The 19,532-nt window shown below is 41.7% G+C and carries 15 protein-coding genes; 5 read left to right on the top strand and 10 right to left on the bottom strand.

What is annotated here, in order from left to right; genetic code table 11:
- Positions 1-33: 33 nt before the first annotated feature.
- The gene (locus G4420_RS18135) at positions 34-363 is read right to left on the bottom strand and encodes a hypothetical protein (protein WP_163325360.1); all 330 of its coding nucleotides are present in this window, start codon (positions 361-363) and stop codon (positions 34-36) included.
- Between the two features lie 184 nt (positions 364-547).
- Between G4420_RS18135 and purL the strand changes: the two genes are divergently transcribed.
- Positions 548-4,237, top strand: a complete 3,690-nt coding sequence (purL, locus tag G4420_RS18130) for a phosphoribosylformylglycinamidine synthase (protein WP_163325359.1) — start codon at positions 548-550, stop codon at positions 4,235-4,237.
- Positions 4,238-4,580: 343 nt separating this feature from the next.
- Here the strand turns inward: purL and G4420_RS18125 are convergent, their stop codons facing one another.
- Both G4420_RS18125 and G4420_RS18120 read right to left on the bottom strand, forming a co-directional pair.
- Positions 4,581-5,129: a DJ-1 family glyoxalase III gene (locus G4420_RS18125; RefSeq protein WP_163325358.1), complete on the bottom strand. Its 549-nt coding sequence runs from the start codon at positions 5,127-5,129 to the stop codon at positions 4,581-4,583.
- A gap of 244 nt (positions 5,130-5,373) precedes the next feature.
- Positions 5,374-5,883, bottom strand: a complete 510-nt coding sequence (locus G4420_RS18120) for an RNA polymerase sigma factor (protein WP_038554909.1) — start codon at positions 5,881-5,883, stop codon at positions 5,374-5,376.
- A gap of 312 nt (positions 5,884-6,195) precedes the next feature.
- Between G4420_RS18120 and G4420_RS18115 the strand changes: the two genes are divergently transcribed.
- Positions 6,196-8,292: a TonB-dependent receptor plug domain-containing protein gene (locus G4420_RS18115; RefSeq protein WP_163325357.1), complete on the top strand. Its 2,097-nt coding sequence runs from the start codon at positions 6,196-6,198 to the stop codon at positions 8,290-8,292.
- 147 nt (positions 8,293-8,439) lie between these two features.
- On the top strand, positions 8,440-8,862 hold the full coding sequence (locus G4420_RS18110) for a DUF5606 family protein (protein ID WP_163325356.1): 423 nt from the start codon (positions 8,440-8,442) through the stop codon (positions 8,860-8,862).
- Here the strand turns inward: G4420_RS18110 and G4420_RS18105 are convergent.
- Positions 8,859-9,398, bottom strand: a complete 540-nt coding sequence (locus G4420_RS18105) for a 3'-5' exonuclease (protein WP_163325355.1) — start codon at positions 9,396-9,398, stop codon at positions 8,859-8,861. The genes G4420_RS18110 and G4420_RS18105 overlap by 4 nt on opposite strands.
- 162 nt (positions 9,399-9,560) lie before the next feature.
- Here G4420_RS18105 and G4420_RS18100 point away from each other — a divergent pair, with 162 nt between their 5' ends.
- Positions 9,561-10,862 carry an OmpA family protein gene (locus tag G4420_RS18100; RefSeq protein WP_163325354.1) on the top strand — a complete coding sequence of 434 codons (1,302 nt, stop codon included), beginning with the start codon at positions 9,561-9,563 and terminating at the stop codon, positions 10,860-10,862.
- A 103-nt stretch (positions 10,863-10,965) separates the two neighbouring features.
- Complete coding sequence (argS, locus tag G4420_RS18095; RefSeq protein WP_163325353.1) at positions 10,966-12,756, top strand: arginine--tRNA ligase; 1,791 nt, start codon at positions 10,966-10,968, stop codon at positions 12,754-12,756.
- Between the two features lie 346 nt (positions 12,757-13,102).
- On the opposite strand, the gene G4420_RS18090 is transcribed toward argS, so the two are convergent.
- From G4420_RS18090 to G4420_RS18065, 6 genes are all read right to left on the bottom strand, one after another.
- Entirely contained in the window at positions 13,103-13,741 is a 639-nt protein-coding gene (locus G4420_RS18090; protein WP_163325352.1) for an MOSC domain-containing protein, read from the bottom strand.
- 92 nt (positions 13,742-13,833) lie between these two features.
- The gene (locus tag G4420_RS18085) at positions 13,834-14,571 is read right to left on the bottom strand and encodes a TerB family tellurite resistance protein (RefSeq protein WP_163325351.1); all 738 of its coding nucleotides are present in this window, start codon (positions 14,569-14,571) and stop codon (positions 13,834-13,836) included.
- Complete coding sequence (gene coaE, locus G4420_RS18080; RefSeq protein WP_163325350.1) at positions 14,555-15,154, bottom strand: dephospho-CoA kinase; 600 nt, start codon at positions 15,152-15,154, stop codon at positions 14,555-14,557. Before coaE ends, G4420_RS18085 begins: the two co-directional genes overlap by 17 nt.
- Before the next feature lie 3 nt (positions 15,155-15,157).
- Positions 15,158-16,147 carry a YbbR-like domain-containing protein gene (locus G4420_RS18075; protein ID WP_163325349.1) on the bottom strand — a complete coding sequence of 330 codons (990 nt, stop codon included), beginning with the start codon at positions 16,145-16,147 and terminating at the stop codon, positions 15,158-15,160.
- Positions 16,148-16,238: 91 nt separating this feature from the next.
- Positions 16,239-17,156, bottom strand: a complete 918-nt coding sequence (locus G4420_RS18070; RefSeq protein WP_163325348.1) for a DUF4249 domain-containing protein — start codon at positions 17,154-17,156, stop codon at positions 16,239-16,241.
- 5 nt (positions 17,157-17,161) lie between these two features.
- Positions 17,162-19,510 (bottom strand): TonB-dependent receptor, encoded by a 2,349-nt coding sequence (locus G4420_RS18065; RefSeq protein WP_163325347.1) that lies wholly within the window; start codon positions 19,508-19,510, stop codon positions 17,162-17,164.
- Between the last annotated feature and the right edge of the window lie 22 nt (positions 19,511-19,532).

The following is a 19,532-nucleotide window of genomic DNA, read 5'->3' as shown; positions in this document are numbered from 1 at the left end:
TTTTTTGCAGTTCTCAGCAGATTTAGACTGTTATTAATTGTTTCGATCGTATTGTTCTTCCAGCTCTATTTTCGTAATCACTTCATCAACAACGGTAACTGTGTAACGCGATGTTTTTTTCACCTTTGGTGTCACCATCGGGTCAAGCGTAAGTTTATGCTGGCTGATTTCAGTGCTTTTCAGCATCTCAATTTTTTCAAAAATATAAATGTTTTCACTTTCCTTGTTAAAAACGGTTTGAGGTTTACCTAATTCCGATTCTAACGACGATAAGGGTTTTCCGATATATGTTTTTTGCAGATTTCGTTGCGAGCTGCACGATACCATAATAACTACAGCGACAATAAATAATAAAACTCTCATGTACCTAATTTTGCCCAAAGAAAACCAGAAAAAATGAAATCCGCCGGCTTTTAATCCTATTTAACGTTTTCGGTGTTAAAAAACTGTTGTCTTATTGTTATAACTTAGCCGACTTGCCAATTAATATTTTTTATCTTTGCAGCGTGTTTTACAACATGTTCTTAAATTAATAGTTCGCTGCAACATGATTCAATTCTTTAAAACTCAAAGTAACAATATTATCGCAGTTTATTCTGCACAGCCCTTAGGCGATGAAAATACCGAAAAACTGGTATGGTTATTTTCCGGAGCCGAAAGTTTAAAACCTCAGCAAATCGACGGTTGGTTTGTAGGCCCGCGTAAGGAAATGCTTACTCCGTGGAGTACCAACGCCGTAGAAATTACCCAGAATATGGGCATTGAAGGAATCCGCCGTATGGAGGAATTCTTCGAGGTAGAAAATGAAAAAGCAAAATTCGACCCAATGCTTCAGGCTATCTACAAAGGGCTTGATCAGCAGGTTTTTGCAATCGACAAAGAACCCGATCCGATTTTAAATATTGAAGATATAGCAGCGTACAACGAACAGGAAGGGTTGGCTTTGAGCGACGACGAGATTCAATACCTGAATTCGGTGTCGAAAGAAATGGGACGCCCGCTTACCGATGGCGAAGTTTATGGTTTTGCCCAGGTAAACTCGGAACACTGCCGTCACAAAATATTTAACGGAACCTTCATTATTGATGGAAAAGAAATGGAATCGTCGTTATTCCAGATGATTAAAAAGACATCGAAGGAAAATCCGAATAAAATCGTTTCGGCATACAAAGACAACTGTTCGTTTGTTCAAGGGCCGGTTGTTGAGCAGTTTGCCCCGAAAACACAAGATAAACCCGACTTTTTTGAAGTAAAAGATATTGAAACGGTTCTTTCGTTAAAGGCCGAAACACATAACTTCCCAACAACAGTTGAGCCCTTTAACGGTGCAGCAACTGGAACAGGTGGAGAGATTCGCGACCGTATTGCCGGTGGAAAAGGTGCTTTGCCAATTGCCGGAACGGCGGTTTATATGACATCGTATCCACGTACCGAAGCACAACGTTCGTGGGAGCAGGCAACCGAAGAACGTGATTGGTTGTACCAAACTCCTGAAGAAATCCTGATTAAAGCATCAAACGGTGCCAGCGATTTTGGTAACAAGTTTGGTCAGCCACTTATTACAGGATCACTGCTTACTTTCGAGCATTTCGAGGACTTTGTGAAATATGGTTACGATAAAGTAATCATGCTTGCAGGTGGTATTGGTTTTGGAAACAAAAAGGATAGCTTGAAAGATGAGCCGGGCAAAGGTGATAAAGTAGTGTTGCTTGGTGGCGATAATTACCGCATTGGAATGGGTGGTGGCGCTGTTTCGTCGGTGGCAACAGGTGAATTCGAAAACCATATTGAATTGAATGCTGTTCAACGTGCTAACCCTGAAATGCAGAAAAGAGCTTACAATGCCATTCGTGCGCTGAGTGAGGCTGATGATAATCCGATCATTTCAATTCATGACCACGGTGCAGGTGGACACCTGAACTGTTTGTCCGAACTGGTTGAAACAACCGGAGGAAAAATCGATACATCGAAATTACCTGTTGGCGATCCAACCCTTTCGCAAAAAGAAATTATTGGTAACGAGTCGCAGGAGCGCATGGGATTGGTTATGAAACCGGAGCATGTTGAGTTACTTCGTAAGATTGCAGAACGCGAGCGTGCACCAATTTACGAAATCGGTGAAACAACCGGCGATATGCAGTTTACTTTTGAGAACTCAAAAACCGGGGAAAAATCGATCGACTGGCAGTTGGGATACATGTTCGGAAATCCTCCGAAAACAATAATGGAGGATGAAACCATCGTTCCTGAGTTTGACGAATTAGAATACAACTGGGAAGAAATATACGACTTGGTTGAACAAACCATTCAACTGGAGTCGGTGGCAAGTAAAGACTGGCTGACCAACAAGGTTGACCGCTCGGTAACCGGACGAATTGCCAAACAGCAATGCGCCGGCGAATTGCAATTGCCACTGAATAACTGCGGTGTAATTACACTCGATTACCAGGGGAAAGCCGGATTGGCAACTGCAATCGGTAACGCACCGGTAGCAGCACTTGTTGATGCTGAAAGAGGTTCGGTGCTTGCAATTGCCGAGTCGCTGACAAATATTATCTGGGCGCCAATGCCCGATAAAATTAAAAGTGTATCGTTGAGTGCCAACTGGATGTGGCCGGCTAAAAATCCGGGAGAAAATGCCCGTATTTACAACGCCGTAAAAGCAGCCAGCGACTTTGCCTGTGCATTGGGAATTAACATTCCGACCGGTAAAGACTCAATGTCGATGACACAGAAATACAAAGGCGATGTGGTATTGGCACCGGGAACGGTAATCATTTCATCGTCGGGCGAAGTTACCGATGTGAAAAAAGTGGTTGAGCCTGTATTGGTAAACGACGAAAGCAAAGAGATTCTGTACATTGACTTGTCGTTTATGGAGCGTGCGCTTGGTGGAAGTGCTTTTGCACAGTCGATCAATAAACTTGGTCGCACGGCACCAACAGTTGCTGATCCTGCAAAATTTGTAACGGCATTTAATACAGTTCAGGATCTTATCGAACAGGAACTGATTCTTGCCGGGCATGATGTGGCTTCGGGAGGTTTGATCACTACTTTGCTTGAAATGTGTTTCGCCAACGTAAAAGGCGGAATGAAAGTAGATGTTACTTCTTTTGAGGAAGAAGATCTGGCGAAAATATTATTGGCTGAGAACCCTGGAATTGTTATTCAGTGTGCTGATAACGATGAGGTGAAAAAGCAACTTACTGATGCCGGAGTAGAGTTCATGTCGTTAGGTTTCCCTGTTCCTTACCGTAAAGTAAGGGTGATGAACCGCACTATCGAAGCCGACTTTGATATCAACTCCTTACGCGAAATGTGGTTTAAAACATCGTATTTGTTAGACCGCAAACAAAGTGGAGAAGAAAAGGCGCTGGAACGTTTTAAAAATTATAAAGATCAGGGATTAAAATTCGACTTTAAAGATTTCACCGGAAAAGCTGCCGATTTGGGCATCGACCTGAAGCGCCGCACGGCTTCGGGTGTAAAAGCTGCAATTATCCGGGAGAAAGGTGTAAACGGCGACCGCGAGATGGCGTACGCGATGTACCTTGCCGGAATGGATGTGAAAGATGTTCATATGACCGACCTGATTGCAGGACGCGAAACGCTGGAAGACGTTAACATGATTGTTTTCGTTGGTGGATTCTCTAACTCTGATGTTCTTGGTTCGGCAAAAGGTTGGGCCGGAGCTTTTAAATTCAACGAAACGGCACGAGTGGCACTGGAGAAATTCTACCAACGCGAAGATACCTTGAGTTTAGGTGTTTGTAACGGTTGCCAGGTAATGGTGGAATTGGGAGTTGTTTATCCTGAGCACAGCATTCAACCAAAAATGTTGCACAACGAATCGGGTAAATTCGAATCGTCGTTCCTGAATGTTGATATTCAGGACAACAAATCGGTGATGTTGGAAAATATGGCCGGAATGAAACTCGGAATCTGGGTGGCACACGGCGAAGGTAAATTCTACTTGCCGTTTAACGAAGAACAGTACAATATTCCGATGAAATACAGTAACGAAGGTTATCCGGGTAATCCAAACGGATCGCACTTTAACGCTGCGTCGTTGTGTTCTGATGATGGCCGTCATTTGGTAATGATGCCTCACCTGGAACGTGCTTTCAAACCGCATCTTTGGGCAAATTACCCTGCTGACAGAAAAGCCGATGAGGTTGCACCTTGGATTCAGGCTTTTGTAAATGCTAAAAACTGGATCGCAGAGAAAACGAAATAAACATTTCGGAAGAGGATATAAGAAAGCCGCTATCGTTTAACGAGGCGGCTTTTGTTTTTTACAAAGTTGATTACGAAAAGCACGTATTGTAAAGAGATACTTCCGAATCGGATAGCAATAAGCCCGGATTGTTAATCAGAAGCTGCGGATTGTTATTCAATATGTGCGGATTGCGTCTCAGAAGGTGCGGATCGTTGGGCAAGAACCCCGGATCGCATCTCAGAGACCCCGGATCGTTGCTCAAGAACCCAGGATTGCATCTCAAAGACTACGGATTGTTACTCAAAGACTGCGGATCGTATCGCAAAAATGCAACTTGAGATAGAATTGATTTTATACCTTTTTAATTCGCTATCATTTTGGCTGCCAAATCGTCGGCAACTTCTTTCCCATTAAACAGCTCTACAATTTTAAGAGCAAACTTGATGGCTACACCTGCACCTTTTCCGGTAATAATGTTTCCGGCTTCTGCCACCGCTTCTCCGGTAATAATTGCTCCGTGCAGTTCATCTTCAAATCCCGGGAAACAAGTTGCCTTTTTTTCTTTCAGCAAACCCAGGTTCCCGAACACCATTGGAGCAGCACAAATAGCAGCCAGCGGTTTTTGCATATCATTAAAGTTTAAGATTTGCTCTCGCAGACCACTGTGTGCTTTTAAATTTGCCGCCCCCGGCATTCCTCCCGGAAGCACGATCATATCGATGTTATCGTAATCCAGGTCTTCAAACAGCGTATCGGCTTTTACGGTAATTTGGTGTGCTCCGTCTACTTCCATCGATTTGTTCATGGAAACAATGGTAACGTCAAAAACGGCGCGGCGAAGTACATCAATAATACTTATGGCTTCAATTTCTTCAAATCCTTCGGCTAAATGAACTGCAATTTTTTTCATGGTATTAATTTGTAATTCGAAACATTACCCCTCTGTCAACCCGCCCTTAAGCCTTACGCTGACACCTCCCCTAACATTAGGGGAGAAGAAGGTATAAATTATTTTATAAAAATAACAAAGATTTAGGGTTTGTGTAAGCAAAAAAGATGTCACCTTATACAAAAGATGACATCCTTTTTGTCCATAAAAAAAAGGCCTTCAAAATTGAAGACCTTTTAAAAACCAATACACGTTATCTCTATTATTAATTTTCTGAATATTCGTTTAATGCTTTCTCCAGTTTCTTGCGAGTGAAGAAAATACGACTCTTAACAGTACCTAGTGGTAAATCAAGTTGCTCTGCAATTTCTTTGTATTTGTATCCTTCTAAAAACATGCGAAAAGGAACGCGATATTCATCTTCTAAAGCATTAATGCTTTTGTTAATTTCTTTTGAACTGTAGAACGAATCGGGCGCAGGATAAACTTTGTCTTTCGAGAACATCAGATGGAAATCGTTGTTTGAACCATCAAAGGTGTTCTTTGTTTTTACGTTTCTACGGTAATCATTAATGAAGGTGTTCTTCATAATGGTGTAAATCCATGCCTTGAAATTCGTGTTTTGTGTAAACTTGTCACGATAAGTTAATGCCTTAAGGAAAGTCTCTTGCAACAGATCGTCAGCTCTTTCCGAGTCAGCAGTTAAACTAAGTGCATAGTAATGCAATTTGTCACTCAAGCCGAGTAAAGCGTTGTTAAATTGAATCTGAGTCATGGCGTCTTATTTTTAATTTGTCTAAACAAATTTAAGTCAAACGAGTCCCTTTTTGCAAATAAATGATGACCTAAATCAGTCGATTCTATCTATGCAGGATAAAGATTCTCTATTGTGGTAACGCGTTGATTGGTTAAAGGTTACGAAAAGCATTGTTAAGTCTGTGTTTCCATAGGAGCTCCTGTGATAGAGGTAGTCGATATATAATTGTAAAGCGTATATTTGTCATTCGAATTTGAGACAGGATAAGTCGATAAAAAAAAAATCAAGCGTTTAATGAATTCTGTCTGTTAAAGTTCAATTAGTATTATAATGAAAAATTTGAAGTTTAATCATGATGCGCAATCTGTTTTAACTTTCAGAAAGTGGGGAAGGAAGAACTATTCTTCTTTTCTAACGGTCAGAAAACAAGTTGTCATTTCAGTGTTATCGGTGGTGTATTTACTATCAGCACCTGTAATCACCATGGCAACTGTTCAGGACACTTCTGAAGTTAAAATGGAGTACGACCTTGATGAGATCGAGGTTAGTGCGCAACGAACACCTGCATTGTATTCGCAGGTTGCACGGATAATTTCCGTGATTGAGAGTAAAGAAATTGAGGCGGCGCCGGCTCAGAGTGTTCAGGACCTGTTAGAGTATGTTGCAGCTATCGACATACGGCAACGGGGAACAGAAGGAGTACAGGCGGACGTTAGTGTTCGCGGTGGTACTTTCGACCAAACATTAATCCTGCTTAACGGCATCAACATCACCGACCCGCAAACCGGCCATCACAATTTAAATCTACCAGTAAGTTTAGCCCAAATCGAGCGAATAGAGATTCTCGAAGGACCGGCTGCACGTGTATATGGACCCAACGCTTTTTCGGGGGCTATTAATATTGTAACACGTCAGACGGCAAATTCTGAAATTTCTGCTGCCGTTTCGGGTGGTAGCTTCGGGTATTTCGATGGAAATCTTTCGGGATCGTTTTCAACCGGCAAAATGCAACACATGCTCGCTTTTAACGGAAAAATATCGGACGGTTACACCAACAACACCGATTTTAATGAACTGAATGGCTTTTATTCCAATCAGTTGAATACCGAAAAGGGTACGTTAAAGTTTCAGTTGGGGCTTTCAGAAAAGGGATTTGGTGCAAACAGCTTTTACACGCCAAAATACCCGAACCAGTACGAAGCCACAAAAACATTGTTCACTTCGCTGAAATGGGAAGGTAACGGGCCATTGCATCTCACTCCGGTTGTTTATTACAGGCGGCATCACGATCGGTTTGAATTGTACCGAACCGATAAATATGGCTTAACCAACGATGGTTACAACGTTTGGCAAAACGACACGCTGCCGGGCTGGTACAGCGGACATAATTATCACCTTACGAATGTTTACGGTGCCAATCTTAACTCGTGGGTAAAATGGGCTGCCGGGAAAACGGCGTTCGGAGTTGAATTTCGCCGAGAACAGATATATAGTAATACGCTTGGTTTGGATATGGACGAACCAAAAGATGTGCCGGGAGAAGATGCACAGTTTACCAAATCGGATGACCGCAATACGGTTTCCGGATTTTTGGAACACGCATACTATATAAATAAGTGGACGTTTACAGCCGGGCTGATGGCAAACTACATTTCGGGAAGTGATTTGGGATTAAATGTTTTTCCGGGAATTGATGTGAGTTATAATGTATCGGATGCGGTAAAATTGTACTCGAGTTACAACACGTCGTTGCGTATGCCAACTTTTACCGATTTGTATTACGATGGCCCGTCGAACATTGGTAACCCCGATTTGAAACCTGAAAAGTCGGCCACCTTGGAAGGTGGTTTAAAACTACGATCGAAACTGGTGCGCGGGCACGCTGTTGTTTTTTACCGCCATGGAAAAGATATTATTGATTGGGTAAAGGAAGATCCTACTTCGGAGATCTGGCAACCGCAAAACCTGACCGAGATAAATAACCTGGGTACGGAGGTTCAGGCGCAGTTGCTGTTCCGAAATGAGTTTGGAAGCCACTATCCAAATATTCAAATCAGTTACCTATATAATAATGTAGAAAAAGGAAATGCCGATTTGGTATCGAATTATGCTTTGGATAACCTGAAACATAAACTGGTTGGTTCGCTTAGCGAGCAACTGGTGAAAGGGCTGCAGCTCGATTTGCATTTTGTTTTCCAGGATAGGGAAGGTAGCTACACCCGGTTCGAAAATAAAATACCGGTTGGGGAAGTGTCGTACGATCCGTTCTGGGTTTTCGACGGAAAGTTGAGCTACCGGAGAAAGCAGTTCTCGGTTTTTGCTTCGGTAAACAACATTCTGGATAAACAATACAACGACATTGGTAATGTAATACAGCCCGGGCGTTGGTTTAAAACCGGGGTTATATATAAAATAGGATTTAATTAAATTGTTTTTAACGCTTGATTTAAGATCTTAAAAATTAATATTTTGAGCCGGGAGTTCGCCAAAACAGGCAAGCTTCCGGCTTTTTACTTCATGTACTTACTTTTTGAAATCTACAAAAATTGTATCTTCGCCGAAAATTAGATAGTCATGTTAAAAGGTATATTAGCAATTTCAGGACACTCGGGACTGTTCAAAATGGTTGCCGAAAGTAAAAACAGCATTATTGTTGAATCGTTAGACACGCAAAAGCGTATGCCGGTTTATTCAACCGCAAAGGTATCGGCATTGGAAGATATAGCCATTTACACTCACGAAAGTGATGTGCCGTTAAAGGATGTTTTTAAAGCCATTTCTGATACCGAGGATGGTGGAGCAGCCATTTCGCATAAATCGTCGGGAAATGAGTTGAAGACTTATTTTGAGAAAGTACTGCCTGATTACGATCAGGATCGGGTATATGTTTCCGACATTAAAAAAGTACTGCAGTGGTACAATGCTTTGCAGGAAAAGGATATGCTTGACTTTTCAGAAACTGAAGAGGACGAAACAACTGAAGAAAAAGAAGATTAAAACAATTTGTAATTGTTGACGGCTTTGGGATTTCCCAGCGAGTCGTTTCGATCAACAAGAATATCAAAAAGTTTTGCAGTGGCAAGTGCATCGCCGGCAGCGCGGTGCCTGCCATTAATTTCAATACCTAAATCGTCACATAGCTTCCCCAGCGAATAGGATAGATGTCCGGGAAGCAGTTTTCGCGATAGTTTAACCGTACACATTGTTTTCCGATGATAATTGTATCCAAGGCGTGCATATTCTTCTTTTATAAACTTATAATCGAAACTTGCATTGTGGGCAACAAACGTTCGCCCCGTTGTCATCTCAATAATTTTTTTTGCCACCTGGTAAAATTTTGGAGCGGTTCTTACCATTTCATTATTTATTCCGGTTAACTCGGTAATGAAAAAAGGGATGTCCATTTCAGGATTAATAAGGGTCGAAAAAGAGTCGGTAACCTCTTGCCCGTTGTGTTGATAAATTGCAATTTCGGTAATTTTACCGTTTTTATAACTTTGCCCGGTAGTTTCTATGTCGATTATTGAGAACAAAATGTTTAATATTTTGAATTAATTGAACTTAAATATTTAAATTTGTGAAAAAAATATTCTTAAGCATGAAATTAAGACTGCTAACTTTTTTTGATACCTGCGAATTAATTTCTAAATTGCCCGTAGAATTCAACAAACAACAAAAAAAATAATTTCAAAACTATGAAAAAAATTACTCTTTTCTTATTTGCATTGGTTTTGTCCCTTGGTTATACCATCGCACAAAATGCAGACAACAAATGGGGCATTGGAGTTGGCCCCGGATTGGAATATAACATTGAGACCGAAGCTACCGGAATTTTAGCTGACTTTTATGTTAGTCGTTACCTGTCTCCAAGGTTCGATTTAATGCTTGACAACAGGTGGTCATTCAATGATGCCGGAACTGATGTAGTTGCATCATTGTTGAACCTGCGTTTGAAACTTTACAATGACGATATGGCAATTCAGCCATACCTGTTTGGTGGTCCTGGTTATATGTGGGATAACGATGAAAGTGATTTTACATTCGACTATGGTGCAGGATTAAAATTTCCTGTTGGTGAAAAAACTTCACTTTTCGTATCAGGCTCTTATGTGAATAGTATTAAAGGATACCATTCAGATGATCCAAACAACGCTTACGGATGGACTGACGAACATTTTCAGGTTACCAGTGTGCTTGAATTCGCATTGGGTAAAGCCAAAGATGAAGACGGTGACGGTGTAAGTGATCGTAAAGACGAATGTCCTGGTACACCTGCGGGAGTACAAGTTGATGAAAAAGGTTGTCCGATCGATACTGATGGCGACGGAGTTCCTGATTACAAAGATGACTGTCCTACAGAGGCTGGTCCTGCTTCTTTAAATGGTTGCCCAGACAAAGATGGTGACGGAATTGCTGATAAAGATGACGACTGTCCTGATACTCCTGGATTGGCTAAATTCAATGGCTGTCCTGATACTGACGAAGACGGAGTTCCAGATCCAAAAGACAAGTGTCCTGATACTCCAAAAGGATGTCCTGTTGACGCTGACGGTTGTCCACTTGATTCAGACGGCGACGGTGTAATTGACTGTGAAGATGATTGTCCTTCTGAAGTAGGTCCTGCAAGCAACAATGGTTGCCCAGACTGGAGTGAAATTTCAATTCCAACTATCTACTTCGATTTCGACAAGTCGACTCTAAGACCAGAAGCAAAAGCAGAATTGGATAAATTAGCTGATCAGTTGAATGCTGCTAAAGAATACGATATCGTAATTGGTGGTCACACTGATGATATTGGTACTGAATCATACAACATGGGATTGTCTGAAAGACGTGCTCAGGCTGTTGTTAAGTACTTACTGCAAAAAGGTGTGAACAACGCTTATGTAGGTTCTAATAACTATGGTGAAACTAAACCGGCTGTTCCTAATACAACATTAGATAACAAACGTAAAAATCGTAGAGCAGAATTTGAAGTAGCAAAAATTCGCAAATAAGCTTTAATTAAATATTTTCGAAAAGCTCTGTCATTTGGCAGGGCTTTTCTCGTTTATGGCTGTAATGTGTTATATTTGCGGTCTCTAAAAAATAAGCTTAGTTATGAGTATCGAAAGTTTGATTCAGAAAGGAACCGTAGAAGCGATGAAGTCTTTGTACGGTGCAGATTTACCGGAAAATCAGGTACAGGTTCAGAATACCCGAAAAGAGTTTGACGGCGATATAACCGTTGTGGTATTTCCTTTTTTACGATACTCAAAAAAAGGGCCGGAGCAAACTGCCGAAGATCTTGGAAAGTATTTGGTTGAAAATATTGAAACAGTTGAAAACTTCAATGTTATTAAAGGCTTTTTGAATTTGGAGATCCACCAGAGCTATTGGCTCTACGTTCTAAAAAACAGCTTCACCAGTTCAGAATTTGGCTTAAAATCCGTAACCTACGACAGTGAGTTGGTAATGGTTGAATACTCGTCGCCAAACACCAATAAACCACTTCACCTTGGCCACATCAGAAATAACCTGTTGGGATTTTCAATCTCTGAGATTTTGAAAGCCAATGGTAAAAAAGTGGTAATGACCAACATTGTAAACGACCGTGGTATCCACATCTGTAAATCGATGTATGCTTGGAAGCAATGGGGTAATGGAGAAACACCGGAAAGCACAGGAATGAAAGGCGACCACCTGGTTGGAAAGTACTACGTTGAATTTGACAAACATTACAAAGCTGAAATAGCTGAACTGGTTGAAAAAGGTGTTTCAAAAGAAGAAGCTGAAAACCAGGCACCATCAATTATTGCCGCCCGCGAATTGTTGAGAAAGTGGGAAGCAAAAGATGAGGAAACAGTTGAGCTTTGGAAAATGATGAACAACTGGGTGTACGCAGGTTTTGATGTAACTTATAAAACACTTGGAGTTGGTTTCGATAAAATTTATTACGAATCAGACACTTACCTTATAGGTAAAGAAGAAGTGCTGAGAGGTCTTGAAGAAGGAACTTTTACAAGACATGAAGACAATTCAGTTTGGGCCGATCTTACCGGTGACGGACTGGATCAGAAAATACTTCTTCGTAGCGATGGTACCTCTGTTTATATGACCCAGGACATTGGTACCGCTAAAATGCGTTTTAACGATTATTCGATCGATAAAATGGTTTACGTGGTGGGTAATGAGCAAAATTACCACTTCCAGGTGTTGGCTATTTTGCTGGATAAACTTGGATTTAGCTGGGGAAAAGATTTATACCACTTCTCGTACGGTATGGTTGAATTGCCATCGGGTAAAATGAAATCGCGCGAAGGAACTGTTGTTGATGCCGATGATTTGGTGGATAACATGGTAGAAGTGGCCCGCGAAATGTCGGCTGAGTTAGGAAAGCTTGATTCGCTAACCGGTGACGATGCCGAGAATACCTTTAAAATGATTGCCCTTGGTGCGCTGAAATACTTTATTTTGAAAGTGGATCCGCGAAAGAATATGATGTTCAACCCGGAAGAGTCGATTGATTTTAACGGAAATACCGGGCCATTTATTCAGTACACTTATGCACGTATTAAATCGGTTCTGCGAAAGGCTGCCGACCAAAATATTACTATCGATGAAAACGTGGCGGTTGAGTCGCTGTCATCAAAAGAAAAGGATTTGGTGAAACGTATTTCGTTATTTCCTGCAGCAGTTGAGGAAGCGGGCGAAAATTACAGCCCGGCGATTATTGCCAACTACTGTTACGAGTTGGTTAAAGAATTTAATCAGTTTTATCACGATCATACAATACTTGGAGAAGCTGACAAAAGTGTGAAAAACTTCCGTCTGGTGCTGGCATCAGCAGTGGGTAAGGTGGTACAAACCGGTATGGGCTTACTTGGTGTTGAAATGCCCGAAAGAATGTAGATCCATTGACCTTGGTCATAAATAGGCAACACTGATAGTTGTACTATTTTAATAGATTGACAACCCGTTTCAAGACTCGATTTGAAACGGGTTGTTTTTTATAGCTTAATCTTAATGAGATTTTAGGTCGAATTTTTTTTAAAAAAAGAAAGGAGGCCATCTTCAAAGCCTCCTTAATGTCTTTTGCAACTTTATGTTGCACTTCTGATTTAATGGTTGAAAGAGGTTTGCACTTCCTTCCTTGTCCACTTATATATTCTGAAAAAAGGGGAAAGGTAACCTTTAAATCTATGAATTAGTTGCTATTTAAAACCGTTCTATTTGGAAGGTTTTGGTGGCTAACGGCTTACAAATAATCGCCCCAGCGTTTTATTAAATCACTTTTGCAACTTTCGGCTATTAAAGGGTCGTTTACAGCTTCTTTTACTTTTTCATCGAATTCATCGGCGTAAAGCAGGGTGTAAACTTCGTGAATTGACAACGATTGTTTTTTATCGATCAGCATCATGCTGTCGCCGGGATTTACGTGGCCTTTTTCCAAAATCCTGACATAAACACCCGAAAAACCGGAGTCGACAAATTGGCGCACAATATTATTGTTGTTAAATCGGAACTGCAGTTTAAAACAGGGTTGGCGCGGTTGGGTAACTTGTACCACAGCTTCTCCAATTTTAAAGGTGTCGCCAATATTTATTTGCTTTTCGTGCAGGCCTTCCACGGTCAGGTTTTCGCCAAACATTCCCCAGGGCATTTCCAAATCAGTATAAAGGTTTTGCCAGTATTGGTAGTGATCCCCAGAGTAGAGATAACAGGCTTTATCAACCCCGCCATGGTATCTGCGATCCATTACATTGTCGTGTTTTATATCCTCTTTACCCAGAAAAATCCCCTTATCGACACCAAATTTGAATAAACCGGTAGGTACTTCTTTTTCCTTCCATTCAATTATCCGGGCTTCAGCAATATTTGTAGAGATGATTTTCATTGTTTTGATATTTCGAACGAGGTGAGAAAGGGCAGCCAAGCTTCAAGATAAGAAAGTAGTCTGCAACTGCTAACTGAGACTGAATACTTTTGCTACGCTATCTTCCGTTCTTTTTTAATGTTCTCGTATGCCTGGTTTACTTTCTGGAATTTTTCTTTTGCAGCATTCTGAACTTCGTCGCCCAAGGTGCTTACTTTATCAGGATGGTATTTCATTGCCATACGGCGGTAGGCTTTTTTCACATCGTCGTTGCTGGCCGAGCGTTCTATTTCAAGTATTTTGTAATCACCATCGGTGTTGGGCACAAACATGGCCTGAATCGATTCAAAATCGTTATTACCAATACCCATCTGGTTGCAAATGTGTGTAATCAGCTTTTGCTCTTCCACATCAACCTGGCCATCGGCCTGGGCGATGCCAAACAAAAAATGCACCAGCTGCAGGCGTGCCGAGTAGTTCATGTTTGCTTTTATCTGCTGGCAAACTTCGTTAACCGGAATGGTTTGTTGCAGCAGATCGCGCAACATTCGTATAGCTTCCTGTGCCGAATCTTCGCCAAAGTTGTGCACCATAAATTTCTTTACGTAGTCGAGTTCCGATTTCAGCACTTTTCCATCGGCTTTCATTACGGCAGCCACCAAAACCAGAAGGCTCATTACATATCCACCGGTGGTAGTTGTTCTGCCCGAGTAGCCTCCACGCGTTCCGCGTTTTACGGCTTCCTGTCCGCCGTCGAACATCGAACCTATTGTAAAACCTATAACTGCGCCGATAGGACCACCGGCAAAAGCACCTAGTCCGGCTCCTATCCATTTACCAAATTTTGCCATATTTTTTTAGTTGTTTATCGATTTCAATTAGCTGAGGAATCAATAATGTTTTGTTATCGTTTTTAATTTCTTTTGAAGCGAGTTTACGTTTTTGCTCATCACTCCATTGTTTGTCCATCCGTTCTTTTACGGCTTCGATTGTTGAACCGTCGCGCTTCGTAACGCGGTCGATCCGCATATTTTCGGGTGCAGTTACCAGAATCGTATTATCCATCATTTTATAGAAACCGCTTTCAAAAAGAATGGCCGCTTCGTGAACGACGTACGGACTGCTTTGTTTATCCGCCCAAATCATAAATTCCTGCCGCACCACGGGATGAATCAACTCGTTTACTTTCTTCAACTGTGTGCTATCTGTAAAAATGATGCCAGCCAGCTTTTTTCGGTCAATTGTGCCGTTTGGTGAATAAATGTCGGGGCCATACCAGTCAATAAGTCCGGTTTTTATTTCAGGGTGCGTATTTACCAGTTTCTTTGCCCAAGCGTCGGCTTCAAAAACAGGAGCTCCCAGAAGCTTGAAAACCTGACAAATTACCGATTTTCCACTTCCAATTCCACCTGTAATACCAATCTTTAAAGCCATTTTTTAATACGTTTCAATAAGGTATTCTACCGATTCGGGGTTAAAACGAGAGATCTCAACAAACGATGGTTTATCAGTTATTTTCACCCTCAGGCGGCTTTCGCTGTTACTCATCGACGCATAATCAACCACTGCCCGAAAATCGGCCTCCGAGATATTGTCGAATTCGCTCAAACCTACTATGCAGTTAAGCGTAAGTTCCGAGGGGAAAAGTTTAATTCTTACATCGGCCGGTTTGTTGATAACCTGTATGGGAAGGCGAACCTGCTTCTCTGTATATTTTTCCACCTCAATTTGTAACAACACTTCTGCCGGAACAACTGTGGTGGTTTCAGGATGAATGAGTTTTATGTTGCGGTTAATCGTTTTGTCTACTTCTTCGAAAGTTTTGTTTGTAGTTAAAAGAAAACGAACCGTATCGATTACCGACGCAGGACCGGTAATTTTAACTTCCGATGGTTTTACGTGTACCGTATTTTTTAAATTGAACTGAGGTTTAAAGTCGATTGAAACATCGGCTTTAACGGGAACCGATTTTGTTTTTAAACTGTCGAGTACAATCCGGATGATGTCAGGATTAACCTGTTGAAGGCTTATTTCGCTGCTTATCTGGCTCGAAATGCGTCGGTTTAAAGTATTTGTCGGTACCAGGTAAGTACCATTTGTCGATTCCAGGTTTTGGGTAATATTCGTCAGGTTTAAAATAATTGGCGAATACGAAAAATTGAGTTTATGACGCAAAAGAGTAAAGCCGTGCGCATCAACTTTTAAATCGAGTTTTTCGGGAGGTTTGTTGGCCAAAAACTGGTGGTTGGGCGGACTTACATATCGAACCGGGTAGGCAATAGTTGTTGAATAATCTTTTTCCAAAGCATTTAAAAACCACAAAACTGTGGCAATAATCAAACAAATTAAATAAACGATCACCCGTTTGTCGTTTTTAAGTTGATCAATTTTTAAGTAGCCCGTTATTTTCTCAATGTTCTTGTTCATTCCGGTAAAACAGCAAAATTAACGAAAAGTAGCAATTAATACCGACATCAAAAACGAAGCTTGCAAAATTCCTTTTGCAAGCTTCGTTTTTTTAAATTCCGGGAACGCTCGATACCAAAGGTGTAAAATTTGATTCGTCGATGATCACCGTATTTCCTACCGACATATCGCGTGCCGAAAACAATCCCAGAATTCGTTTTCCATCGCTCGATGTCAGGTTGCCGGGTACATTTGCAGGCGGTACACTGAACGGACCTCCGGCCCAGGCCTGGTCGCTCAGTCCCCAGTAAAATTCGTAAGCAGCCTCCGAAATGGAGAGTTGCTCCACAACAACTGTATCTCCCAAATGGAGTATTTTGTCTTCTTCTTCGTCTTCCCAGTCGAGGAGGACCAGCATGTCGTAAATATAATTTCCGTCTACCAGTTCATCGCTGGCAAAAGCCAGGTCTTCACCGTCATTAAGTAACTCGCCGTTTAGGTAAATATCCCATTTGTAATAATGTCCTAAACCCGGTGTTTCCTGCGAGTTGATATAAATTCCCAGGTATTCGTAATTGCCACGGTCACTTAAATTTACTTTTACGCTGTCAAGCGTTTCAACTTCCTGTAAATATTCTTCGCCGGTAATTACGGTCCCGTCGGGAGTTGTTATTGTTAAGGTATAAGTCCTGCCTGTAACTCCCGGATAATTAGCGCCGGCAGGCAGCATATAAATTCCTGTGGTTCCTTGTTCTTCGAGTGTTACGGTGTTTGGCGAATCGGCATTGTCACTTAATTGAACAACGGCATTACTGATTACCGGATTTTGTGCTGTTTGATTTACCGCAAGCGTACGTTCCAGTTTTACGTAAACGTTGTTTTCTGCTTTGGTATTAATATATGCTTCAACGGCTATCAGGTCAATATCTTCGTCGTTCAGTTCCACCTCAACCACATCTTCGCAGGCGGTGAATGCAACGATGGCAAACAGAAGAATGATAATTCCTTTTATTATTTGTGCTGTTTTCATGACTTCTAGAATTTGAAATTATAAGTGATGGATGGGATAGGAGCTCCGATAATCGACAAACGGATAAATTCTGTTTGATTCGGATTGTCTTCGTTCGCCTCCGGAGTAATCGAATAAGCATTTCGTCGTCCGTAAACATTATACACCGATACGTTTATCGATTGTTTAAAACGGCGGTTTGCATTCTTTTTAAAGTCGTAGGTGAACGAAAGATCCAGGCGGTTGTAATCTGGAATCCGGTTGCTGTTGCGGGCCGAATATTCATAAACCTGATTGCCCTGAACATAGTATTTAGCCACCGGGTACGATGTTGGATTTCCGGTTGCATAAACAAAATTGGCTGCAAAATTCCAGCGGTCGTTCAGTTGGTAACTCGATACCAGCGAAAGATCGTGTGTGCGATCGTACGACGATGGATAAGGATTTCCGTTGTTAATACCCGGAATTTCGCGCTCGGTTTTCGACCAGGTATAACCCACCCAACCGGTAAGTTTTCCTTTCGATTTTTTTACCAGTGCTTCCAGTCCTTTCGATGTGCCTGAGCCGTGTAGTAATTCGGTTTCAATGGCATCGTTCAAAAACAGTTCTGCCCCTTCAATGTAATCCAGAACATTGTGCATGTCTTTGTAATAAACCTCAACAGATGTTTCATACATGTTTTGCTGGAAGTTTCGGAAATAGCCGAACGATACCTGATCAACTTTTAGCGGTTTGATGTAGGTGCTCGATGGCAACCAAATATCAAGTGGTGTAGGTGATTGTGTGTTCGAAATGAGGTGCAGGTTTTGCACCATCCTGTTATACGATCCTTTTACCGAGCTATTCCGGTCGAGGGTGTATTTCATGCTAAAACGTGGCTCCAGATGAACAAAGGCATCGCCGATTTTATCATTCTTTTCGTAGCTGATGGTTTCAATAATTTCATTCTTATCAGGATTTTCAGGATCCGCGTAAATATTAACTTCTCCTTTACCAACCTGCTGAAAGTGACTTAAACGTACGCCGTATTGCATGGAAAAACGATCGGATAATTTCTGTTCGTTCGAAAGATACAACGCACTTTCAATGGCATTGTAGTGTGCCAGTTCCATGTCCGAAAACATGGAGTTATCGCCGTTGGTAGTAATTTTGCCCGGGCGGAATTCATGCCTGATGGTGTTCACTCCAAACTTAACGGTGTTTTGTGGATTTGCAAACCAGGTAAAATCTGCTTTCCCGTTGTAGTCTTTTATCCTTGACGACCAATCGAAGTTATCGGCATTATCTCCCGGAACTCCAAGTTTGTAGTCGTAGTTGGAAAAAATGGCCGAAATATTCATAAAGATCTTATCTCCGAAAATATGGTTCCAGCGGGCGGTGGCTGTGGCATTTCCCCAGCGCATGTACATCGATTCGCCCAGCTCAAAAACATCTTCGCCCATATAACCGGAAAGGTAAATGCGGTTATTGTTGTTGATAACAAGATTTGATTTTCCATTCAAATCGTAGAAATACATGGTGTTGTCTTCCAGCTCATCCAAACCGGCTGCTTTTCCCAGAATGTCGTAATAGGTGCGGCGTCCGGCCAGCAGAAAACTCCATTTGTCTTTAATAATCGGTCCTTCAAGCGTTAAGCGGCTCGACAGGTTTCCGATTCCACCATCGAATCCAAACTGTTTGGAGTTACCGTCTTTTTGTCGGATATCGATTACCGACGAAGCCTTTCCGCCATACTCGGCCGGAATTCCACTTTTGTACACCTGAATATCTTTAATGGCATTTGAGTTAAACACCGAAAAGAAACCCATCAGGTGCGAGGCATTGTAAACCGGTGCTTCGTCCAAAATCATCAGGTTTTCATCGGGGCCACCACCTCGAACGTATAAACCCGAGCTGGCTTCGCCGCCGCTCTGAATTCCGGGCAATAGCTGAATGGTGCGGATAATATCCACTTCTCCCATAAATGCCGGAAGCTTTTGAATGGTTTTTACCGGAAGTTTCTCCATTCCCATTTCAATACGTTCCACATTGGCATTGGCAGCTTCGCCGCTTACAATAATCTCTTCCATTACTTCGGTATTTTCCTGTAACGAAAGCGAAATGTTTAGACTTTCCCGGGCATCAATTTTCTGTTTAACGGTTTTGTAACCGATAAACGAAACCTGAAGCGTGTAGCTTCCTTCGGGAATGGTGATCGAGTAAAATCCGTAGGCATTTGATGCGGTGCCCTGTTTCAGTTCTTCAACATAAACCGTAGCACCAATTAGCGCTTCTCCGTTGGAAGCGTCTCTGAGGTACCCACTTAAGGTAATGTTCTGTGCTTGTACTACAACTCCAATAGAAAGGAGAAGGAGTAACATCATTGTTTTCATCATTTTTTGGCTTTTGTTTCTAATT

The organism is Draconibacterium mangrovi, assembly GCF_010586825.1.
Lineage (GTDB): Bacteria > Bacteroidota > Bacteroidia > Bacteroidales > Prolixibacteraceae > Draconibacterium > Draconibacterium mangrovi.
Note: the sequence above shows the minus strand (reverse complement) of the source record. Positions and strands in the feature narration are given on the sequence as shown.